Origin of the sequence: Marinifilum fragile (assembly GCF_963677365.1) — a bacterium.
Classification (GTDB): domain Bacteria; phylum Bacteroidota; class Bacteroidia; order Bacteroidales; family Marinifilaceae; genus Marinifilum; species Marinifilum fragile.
This window is the reverse complement of sequence record NZ_OY781962.1, coordinates 1,719,447-1,730,430: the sequence shown is the minus strand read 5'-3', so window position 1 is coordinate 1,730,430 and position 10,984 is coordinate 1,719,447. Positions and strand designations below refer to the sequence as shown.

Genomic DNA, 10,984 nt, shown 5'->3' with positions numbered 1-10,984 from the left:
TGGCTTCCCTCTTTATTTAATTCATGAATTACTTTCAACTGGTGATTCGTAGCTTTTTTTAAGAGCGGAGGAGTTCCTCATTTGAGAAGCATGAACGTAGTAAGTAATTCTGAATTATATGGTACTAATAACTAAAAACAAAACAAATGAAAATAGTAAATCATACCATTTGCTTACTTATAGGCTTAGTCCTGTTTGCATGTAGTAGTGGTGGAGATGATCCGGTTGATGGAACAAAACCAAGTATCACACTAAATAGTCCAACAGAAACTACGAGTATCTTGCCAGGTAGTGTATTGAAAGTTAATGCCAGCCTGTCAGATGATTTCGGATTGGAAGAATATGTACTTACCATTTCTGCTGGAGGCACAAAGTCTGTTAAAAATGTAGAGGAGTTTTCTTTTAACTCTTATACCGATACGGATGCTTATGGAAATTCACTACCTGTAATAAAGGGGATGAAATCTACAGAATTGAGCTTTGATATAGGTATAGCTGATAATGCTCGTGCCGGTTTCTATACTTTCACTTTATTGGTGAAAGATCAATCCGGTAACGGAAGTGAAGAAACATTACAATTGGAAATTTCCCGTCCTTAATTGGAAATTGATATGCGAAAATGGGGGGTCTGCTGCAAAGTAGATCCCTTTTTTATACAATTTGAAATGGTTCTAGTTAAAATATGACTCAGCTTGTTATTTAGGTTTTTTATATTTGGATCACCAAAATTTTATTGTAATTGTTCCATTTTAGGTTTCTCAAAAAATTATTCGCATGAAAAAGGTATTTCTATTTTTGTCCTTTTGTTTTCTTCAGATATTTTGTTTTTCTCAGGATAGTTTTTTTGTTGACAGTTTAAGTTTTTTGTATCAAAATGAGAAAAATGATAGTGTAAGAATAGATTTACTATTAAAAATATCAAAGGCATACCAGACCAATGATTTGGAGAAAAGTATGGAGTTTGCACATTCTGCTTTGGAATTAGCGAAGAAAGGAAAGCATCCAATTTTGGAAGCTCAAACCAACAATAAATTAGGGATACTTTTATATCATATAGGACGCTACGAAAATTCGCTTGATTATTTTTTAAAGAGCAAAAAGATATATGAGAAACTCGATAAAAATAGTTTGTTATTGGGACAAGTTCATAATATCTGTGGTATTTACATTCAATTGGGAGAATACGATAAGGCAATGAGGGCTTATCAAGAAGTGATTACAAAGCAAAATGAGCTCCTAAAGCAAGGGGATTCTACTAACATTCCTCAGAAGCATATTTTTTATAATAGTATGGGGATCATTTGTGATAAAAAGAAAGAGGATAAATTAGCTCAATCCTATTTTAAAAAAGCACTGAAAAATGCAAAGGAATTTAATTTTCACTCTAGATTAGGAGGAATTTATAACAATTTAGGGCAGAATTCATGGAAATTAAATGAATATGAGGATGCGTTCCGTTATCTTAATCTTTCAATTGAAAATTGTAAAAAGGAAAATGATAGAGTAGAATTATCAAGAGCTAATATTCTATTATCTCAGTTTCATTTATCAAATAAAGAATATTCTAAGTCACTTGATTTTGCTAACAATGCCATGAAGGTTGCAGAGGATATTGGAGCCTTGGAATCAATGGAAAAAGCTTCTTATCTTTTGTATCAAATTTATAAGGAGAAAGGGAACTATGAAAAAGCATTGAGTGCTCATGAAAAATTTCATTCTTTTCATGATAGTTTATTTAATGAGAGATCAATTAAAGAAATTACTCGTTTGCAAATGTTATATGATTTCGATAAAAAAGAGGAAATCAGAGAAATTGAGCAAAATAAACTAATATTCAAGGTTGGCCTGCTTATTTCTATTCTTGTTTTTGGCATTATCATAACTGGACTACTTTTCTTGTTGAATAAAAGCCGTGCAAGACACCTTTTCTTTGAGAAAAAATCTTTAGAAAAAGATTTGGAACTGGGGAATAAGGAGCTTACAATGAATGTGATTTATCTTCTAGAAAAAAATGAATTAATGAAGCATATTATGGTTCGTCTTTCCAACTTTTTGTCTGAGAATAATGAGAATGGGCCTGATACTATTATGAAAATAATTAAAGATATTGAAGCTAATATGAAAATGAATATTTGGGAAGAGTTCGAAATTCGCTTTCAAAACATTCATCAAAGTTTCTACAACAATCTTAGAGAGAAGTTTCCTAGCTTATCCAATGCAGAAGAAAGGTTAGCTGCATTACTTAGTTTAGGTATGAATACCAAAGAAATTGCTGCAATTACTCACCAAAGTGTAAAAAGTGTTGAAGTTGCCCGAACACGATTAAGAAAAAAATTAAATCTTACCAATACCGATACCAATCTGGTAGCTTTCTTGGCTGACTTATAGATCTATTGATTCTATGCAATGATTAGTTTGTAATTTATTAGCAAACTGTTGTGATGAGAATTATTTTCCGTAATTAGAATATTTTTCATCATCGCTTAAACATCTTCTCCAAAATTACTTTATAGGTAATTAATAAGTCATAGTATACATTAGATGTATATAGTTTCCTGTGTAGAGATATTTCTACATTTTCTAAATTTCCATTTAACTCTTGATTTGAATTTAATTATAACATTACGATCATAAGATTGATGTAATCATTAGTATTTCTTCATTTCTATTTGGATATAACCGATCTGTATTGAAAACTGCAAAAAAATAGTCTAATATAATGCGGTTTGCAATGTGCACCAAATGAATGCATTGTGAAATCGGAGTGGTATTTCTAAGGTTCTTAAATTACTTGTAGTGGAAGGATTAGGGGGAGGAGCTTAAGGACTGTTTGATTAATTATTTAGAATTGTTCCGAACATTTTAGAAAAGTAAAAAAAAGTTTGGTCAAAGATCAAATCTTTAAAATACAATTCTTAATAACACATCATATCTATGAAAGTTTACAATCGAAGTCCAATTACAAATGCTACCTATCATTATTAATTACAAATTAACCTAAATGAAAATTTATGAAAAGAAAAATACCATTAATCAGAATGATCTTCTTTTTTATATCACTTAACTTTCTTTCAAGTTTAGTGATTGCTCAGGAGACTACAGATCATTTTGTAAAAGGAGTAATTAGAGTAAAAGTAAGTCCTGAGGCTGCTTTACAAATCGAATCAACAACGAATCCTGCGCGCTATAGTGTAGGGGAATTTAATCCAACAAAGACAGGAGTTGCTGGTTTTGATCTTTTAAATGTTCAGTATCAAGCCAGGTCACTGAAGAGAGTATTCAGATCAGCAGCAAAATTTGAAAAACGACACCAAGAGTATGGCTTGCACCTTTGGTATGAAATTGAAGTGGACAGTACCATTTCCAATAAGGAACTAATGGAGGAGTATGGCCAACTGGATGTGGTTGAAATGGCTGAACCGAAAGTTATCTTTAAACAAAATGCAGTGAAGAGCGAAGTTGGTTCGACTCGTATCATGGAGGAGAAAGCCAATGATCCTCTGTATCATAATCAATGGCATTACGAAAACCTTGGGCAAACTGGGGGAACTACAGGAGCTGACATCAACCTGAGAAAAGCCTGGGAACTGGAAACCGGAAATCCCGATGTGGTTGTGGCCGTAATTGATGGTGGTATTGATATCAATCATGAAGATCTAAAAGCCAATATCTGGATCAATGAAGATGAAATTCCTGATAACCACTATGACGATGATCACAACGGTTATGTTGATGATTACCATGGTTGGAATTTTGCTGACAACATGCCAACGATTACCTCTGATGAACACGGTACACATGTTGCTGGTACGATTGCAGCCGTTAGTAACAATGGGAAAGGTGTTGCAGGTGTTGCTGGTGGTTCCGGTAATGGTGATGGTGTTCGCGTAATGTCGTGCCAAGTTTTTGGTTATCACCCAGCCTACGGTTCATATTCTGGCGGATTTGAGGAAGCCTTTATTTATGCTGCCGATAATGGAGCTGTAATTGCAAATAATTCCTGGGGAGGGGGAATGCCCTCTCAATTGATGGTTGATTGTATTCGATACTATGTGGCAAATGCAGGAAAAGATCCCGTTACCGGAGAATTTACTTCTACCGTACAGGGAGGACTTCCAATTTTTGCGGCAGGGAACTTTAATTCGAGTATGGCCTACGGTGTGCCGGCGTATTCATTCCCATCTTATATTGACGAAGTGGTATGTGTGGCAAATACCGATCACAATGACCGAAAACACGTCTCCTCTTATTTCAATGAATATGTTGATATTTCGGCTCCAGGAACAGCCATTCATTCTACCTTACCAGGAAATAGTTATGGGGGACCGCATTGGACTGGTACATCTATGGCATGTCCTCATGTTTCCGGAGTAGCTGCTCTTATTGCTTCAAAATATGCATACAATATTACTGCTGAGGAAATAAAGCAACGCATGTACAATACCGCCAAAAATATCGATAAACTTAACCCTACGATGATTGGTTATTTGGGAGCTGGCCGTATAGATGCCTATGCTGCCTTGCTTGACAATGCTGGAGAGGTGCCTGCTATAGCTGATTGGGGTTTCTACAGTATTGATGAGAATACATTTGATATAGGTTGGAAGCCTGTTGTTAATAAATTTGGCATTCGCATCGTAGACTATAACATTATGGTAGCCGAAGGAGACTTTGCTAATGATACCGTAGGATTTGAATCTGCAGCTCAAACGTTGTCCTATCGTTCCAAAGCGGATGGTGTAAATGAAGGCTATTTTATCACCAGTCTGAAAGCAGCAACAACCTATACCGTTGGAATTAAGGCAAAAGACAAGGATGGTAATCTTTCTGCAGTTTCCAAACTGTTGGTGGCGACTACCTGGAAAGCACCCACAATTGCTTTGGATGGTAACGATCCAGATACCTTAACAGTGGATATTAATGTAAAGGAAAATCCTAATGGATTTACTTCTTTCTCTTTTGAAAATACAGGAGAAGGAGTTTCCAGATTTTGGTGGGATGTTCGAGGTTTTGAAAAAGGAGCTGAGGTTCAGGCTACTACTCAAAGTACATCCATTACTCAATTTGGAAGCCCAAGTTTGGATGTGACTTATGAACCCTACACATTTGTAGATTCGGTATACCACGAAACCAAGCAGACAGCGGATAGTCGTAACGGAATGTTTTTGACTCGTAGTCCAGGTCAGGGGATGGTGTACCTAAATAAGTTTGTTGCCGAAAAAGATATGGTACTTACCCATATTGGAGCTTACATTGCCACCGAAATGTACACAGAACCACAGTTTGGTTTTGCCATTTATGTAGGGGGGGAAGATGGCCCCGATGGACAACCACAAGGTTCAACAGGTAAATATATAAGAGACAGAAGAGATGGTGGTTGGTTCTATACCACCTTATCAAGAGATGTGAGTGTAAAAGCAGGCGAAATCTTCTGGGTTGCAGTGAATGCTCCTGATGGAATTTTTTATCCTTTGGGTGTTGATTTTGTCGAAGGATCAGCTTACTATGCGAAAGGGAAAAGTTTTGTTAGAAAATCTGATCAACATTATTATACCGATTTAGGATATACCGAGAAATCCATATTAAAGATACGTGCTTACGAAAGTCAACGAAACTTTAAAGTGGCTAGTATTACCCCAAATAAAGGAGATATTGCGCCAAACGAAAAAGTGAAAGTTGATGTAACCGTTGATGGGAACGTCTTCAACAATGGGAACTATGTTGTTGATCTAATGTTGAGACATGATGATCCTCAAAAGGGCATTTTGGTAAAACCTGTTAAGGTAAATGTTACCGGTCATCAGCCTACAATTGCACTAGATCAGGAAGAAATTGACTTTGGTGTTCAATTTTTTGATACAACAGGTGAAATAGAATTGGTGCTTAAGAACAAAGGAAAAGCAAACCTTACCGGAATTTCTTTTGAGGGATTAAATGCAGACTACTTTACAGTTACTCCAACTTCAATAGAGGATCTGAAACCTGGCTATAGTGCCGTCGTAAAAATTCAGTCGAAGAAACAGACGGTTGAAGCAGAGATTCTGGAATCGTTAACCATTAACAGTAATATTTCAGCTGTTGAGATTCCAGTCCTGGCCAAATATATTCAGGGACCTGTTTTAGAAGCCAATGTTTCTGAGATTGATTTTGGGACACTGGAAAGTGGAGCACAAACAACTGCCAGTTTCGTTCTTACAAATACAGGAAACTATCCTACGTCATACGATTTTAAATCTTTTACCGAGGGTAAATATACCAGCTTTACCAAAAATCTGACACCTTCTACGGGATTACTGAATCCAGGAGAAAGTGTTGATATTACTTTCGATATTGATATGGAAGGGGTTATGGGTAGTAATTATCAAAAATCCTATACGCTTAGCGCGAATTACGGGAAAAAGACCATTGGAATCCCTGTAAGAGGTTATGTTACAGGGAAGTCTGTTATCGAACTTCCTGCCGAAGCCGTAAACTTTGGAAGTGTAGTAGCAGGTAGTGGCGATAAAGTGGCAGCATCATTTGTTATTAAGAACACAGGAACCCTGACTGCCTCCATCACCTGGGGAACGCTTTCGGCTCCGTTTGCTTTCGATGGCTACAAGAGCAGCACGGTATCTGCCGGGTATGAAATCACCATCAAGCTTCTTTACAGTCCTTTGGAGGTTGGAGCTTCAACCCAGGATTTAACATTTACTATTGATGGGCAGGAATATGTGATCCATTTAACAGGAACTGCAACTCCTTCGCCTGAGGCAGCTATTAATTGGAATAGTGACTTCTCCAGTGATCAATTGATGTACAATGAATCCAATGGTAAAAAAGGAGTACTGTCTGTTCTCAATAATAGTTCAACAACGGAATTGAATTACTCTGTTTATGCTCCTACCTGGATTAATATAAATGGAGAGGTGAAGAAAGCGGATGGTTTTGACAACGGATTCGGTTATTCTTATAAGAAAGTGCCATGTGAATGGGTGGACATTAGCGAAATAGGAACTTCAGTAAAGAGTAGATTTCCTTCGTATACAACTAATCACATCCCTCTTAATCTAGAGTATTTTGAATTCCCCTATTTTGGGAAGAAATATTCCCAAATGGTACTCGGAGTTCGTGGTTTTGTATCTTTTGATTCCAACATCTCTACTTCTTTTGGATCTTCCAATGCTGCATTACCTAAAAGTAGTGATGCCAATGCAATCATTGCGCCTTTTTGGGGACCACTGTATTTTGTTGAAAGTTCAGACCTGTTGGTTTATCAAAGTCCTGATTCGGTCATTTTCCAGTGGAACAATGTGCGTCCCCAAGTAGGACCTTATTATTATACTTTCCAGTTGATCCTTTATCCTGATGGACATTTTAAATACCAATACGGATCGATGGACGACTATCCTATGTATTTCACTGTAGGCTTTGAAGGACCTAAAGGAATTTATGGAAAGAGTATCTACTACAAGGATTACTATTCTGCTCCTGAGTTGGCCGAAACAGCCTTCGAGTTTCTACCACCTGTATCCGGAACATTGGCTGCTGGTGAATCAAAAGATTTCAACCTTCAGTACAATGCAGCAGGACTGGCCGTGGGAGAGTATTCCGATGTGGTGAGAGTGGTGACCGATGATATTAATACTCTTTCTGACGAAACCGCTGTAGCACTTACAGTAGATGGTGAGGCCATTATTAGTGTTGAGCGAAATGAGGTGAATTTTGAAAATCTAATGTATCTGAATGATGGACTGAATAGTACTACAGAAACTTTTTCTATTATCAACGATGGTAGCAAGCCGGTACCGGTTTCGTCTATTGCATTGGAGGGGGATGTAGATTATTTCGAAAGTGATTTAGTTGAAGGAACAATTGTTCCTGCATTTGATAAAGTTGAATTTACATTGAAATACAAAGCGCTTGATGCAGATGGCCATACGGCGAATTTAAATCTAAATGTAAATGCCGAAGATTATGTTGTGACTTTAAATGGGGATGCTGTATTGCCTCCTGTGTTTGGGTACGAATTGCCAGAGACAGGTAGGGTGGATACCATCGACTGGGTTGTAAATGAAAATGAGCTGAAATCATTTGAATTTACCTTATCCAATACAGGAGAAGAAGAGAAATTGAACTTTGATGTTACGCTGGGGCTTGCTCACCATGGATGGGAAGTTGTAGAGGAAAACGTGGTGGCTCAGCCATTAGTTTTAGCAGCAACTACTGTTGAAGAAATAGATCCACAGCTGTTTAGTACAATCGACTTTGCTCCATCAATAGAGAAGTCCACAGGTGTTTCTGTGAAATCGGCAGTTCATACGCCAACTGTTTTTGCAGATTCGATAGCATACGATTTACCATCAGATGAGCCTTTGACACTTATGGGAGCTTCAGTATACCACATTAATGCTGCTGTGAAATTTACAGTTCAGCAGGAAGAAGGTTTCTATTTGACACATGTGAAACAATTCCTGCGTCGTGAGTCCTCGACTGAACCTTTCATAATTGAGATTCTTCAAGGTGAAGATATCAATACAGCACAAGTATTATTATCACAGGATTACATGGGTGGTACTGTTGAAGGTGCAATGGAGATAGTTCCTTTGAATGAACAATTCTATTTCGAAAAAGGAAGTTCCTTCTTTATTAAGATTGCCTATCCACAGAATATTGAATATGCGCTTGGCTTGGATTGGGATGTACCAAGCGTGATACACAAGTGTTTTGTATCAAGTGATAATGGTCAAAGCTGGGATGCTATTTCTGATATATTCTATTATACCTATGCCTTCAAAACGCGTGCAATGTCGGCCAATCCAAATCAATGGTTAAGTATTGATCCTTCGTTTGGAGAAATCGCAAATAATGGGGCGCAAAACATTACTGTTAATGTTGACGCTTCAAAATTGGAAGTTGGAGATTATCAGGCTTACCTGCATCTGTCACATAATGATCCTTACCAGAAAACTAACAAGATTCCTGTTAATCTGCGAATTAATCAGGGGCCTATCATGGAAGTTTCCGAAAAACAAACGGTAAATGAAGGAGAGGTACTACACCTTCAAATTCCTGTGACTGATCCTGAAGGGGATGTGATTACTTCTGTCGTACCTGTCCAGGAATATGATTCTCTGACTACCAGTTTCGCTAACGGTCAATTGGAACTGAACTTCAGTCCGGATTATCACATGGCGGGTGATTATACCTTTACTTTCCTGACTAAAGATGAATATGGAGCTGAAAAATCTTATGAGGTAACGGTAGAAGCTTTGAATGTGAACCGTGCTCCGCAAGTAATCAGTTCCATTGATCCACGAGAGTACTACGAAGATGAGCAAATGGATAACATTGATCTGACTGAAGTATTTGTAGATCCAGACGGGGAGATATTGACCTTTACTGCTTTTGCAGACGATGAAACCGTGGTGAACATCTTCACCTCCGAGGATGGTATGGTCATCAAACCTTTGAAAGAAGGAACAATTACCATTACTGCTGTGGCCTCGGATCCGGAAGGATTAAATGCAGAAACTACTTTTACTGTAACCATTGCCACAGTAACTGGTATTGAAGATATCAATGGATTACAGACAACTAAAGTATATCCAGTTCCAACAGACGGTCCTCTAAATATTGTTTTGGGCAATGAAATTGAAGGAGAAGTAAGTATTTCAGTTATCAACCTTATTGGTAGATCTCAATTCCAAACAACAGTGAACAAGGGAAGAGGCTCGTATACTGAGACTTTGGATATTAGCAATCTGCCAGCTGGTATTTATTTGCTAAATATTAGAACATCAGAAGATGTAATTGTTAAAAAAGTAATTAAGAAATAGTAGTGTGATTCTTAGGGGGGACACTTTAATGGTGTTCCCTCTATACTTCACTAACTAAAAAATTGAAATATGAAGTTATTAAAATATGCAGTACTTCTCCTTTTTACTATAGGTTTACTGAGCTGTGGTGGAGGAGATGATGATAAAGTGGATAATACCAAACCCACCATTGATTTGATTGGTCCTACGGGGAATGAAATTATTAAGCCAGGAAGCGTATTAAAGGTTAATGCCAGCCTGTCAGATGATATTGGATTAGAAGAATATGTACTTACCATTTCCGCAGGAGGTACAAAGTCTGTTAAAAATGTAGAGGAGTTTTCTTTTAACTCCTATACCGATACGGATGCTTATGGAAATTCACTACCTGCAATAAAGGGAATGAAATCTACAGAATTGAGCTTCGATATTGGCATAGCAGATAATGCTCGTGCCGGCTTCTATACTTTCACATTATTGGTGAAAGACCAATCTGGTAACGGAAGTGAAGAAACATTACAATTGGAAATTTCCCGTCCTTAATTGGAAATTGATATGCGAAAATGGGGGGTCTGCTGAAAAGTAGATCCCTTTTTTTGAGCTTAATTTCCTTATTTAAAACGATCTGATTTTAAGCCTAGAGCGTTTTTATACGCTAAAATGCAGGTGTTGATTCAATGGCAACTAAGCTGAATTCAGAAATGATCAGGATTTCATAGATAAAACTGAGGATTACTAACAGATTACTCATTGGAGAACAAAAGTGCAGTTCTCCTAATTATTTTAAAGCTGTATACGATTTGCACTCCATATTCGAAGTTGAACCTTAGCTTCCAAAATTGAAGAATAAGAGAAAGGGATTTTCCAGAGTGAAAATCCCTTTTTATTTCTCAAGACCTTGTTGATTTTGGGATGATGTATTGGAAGAATCTCCTCAAAAGGAAACTTCCTGTCCTTCTTTTTAAAAAACTCACAATAAGAATTAATCAGATTATAAGTGGCATAAAACCAGATATAAAAGCCCTGCTTGTAGTGGTGTTGATATGCTGAAAAAACATCGAGTAGTAATAAAGATATGGCCATAAGCCTTTCGTGTAGGAGTTATGATAGGGCTGTTTTTTTAAGAATAAAAGAAGGAAGAATTATCCTTGTGCAGCTCGAAAAAATGGAGAGGATTAGAAGGGGAA

General features: G+C 37.2%; 4 protein-coding genes. All 4 read left to right on the top strand.

Features of this window, described 5'->3' with window-relative positions:
- Positions 1 to 146 precede the first annotated feature (146 nt).
- The 4 genes from ACKPCA_RS06750 to ACKPCA_RS06735 all read left to right on the top strand — a co-directional run bounded on the left by ACKPCA_RS06750 (position 147) and on the right by ACKPCA_RS06735 (position 10,340).
- Positions 147 to 599, top strand: a complete 453-nt coding sequence (locus tag ACKPCA_RS06750; protein WP_321282083.1) for a DUF4625 domain-containing protein — start codon at positions 147 to 149, stop codon at positions 597 to 599.
- 175 nt (positions 600 to 774) lie between these two features.
- Positions 775 to 2,388 (top strand): tetratricopeptide repeat protein, encoded by a 1,614-nt coding sequence (locus tag ACKPCA_RS06745; RefSeq protein ID WP_321282081.1) that lies wholly within the window; start codon positions 775 to 777, stop codon positions 2,386 to 2,388.
- A gap of 623 nt (positions 2,389 to 3,011) precedes the next feature.
- Positions 3,012 to 9,818 carry a S8 family serine peptidase gene (locus ACKPCA_RS06740; RefSeq protein ID WP_321282080.1) on the top strand — a complete coding sequence of 2,269 codons (6,807 nt, stop codon included), beginning with the start codon at positions 3,012 to 3,014 and terminating at the stop codon, positions 9,816 to 9,818.
- Between the two features lie 69 nt (positions 9,819 to 9,887).
- Entirely contained in the window at positions 9,888 to 10,340 is a 453-nt protein-coding gene (locus ACKPCA_RS06735; RefSeq protein WP_321282078.1) for a DUF4625 domain-containing protein, read from the top strand.
- Positions 10,341 to 10,984 lie beyond the last annotated feature (644 nt).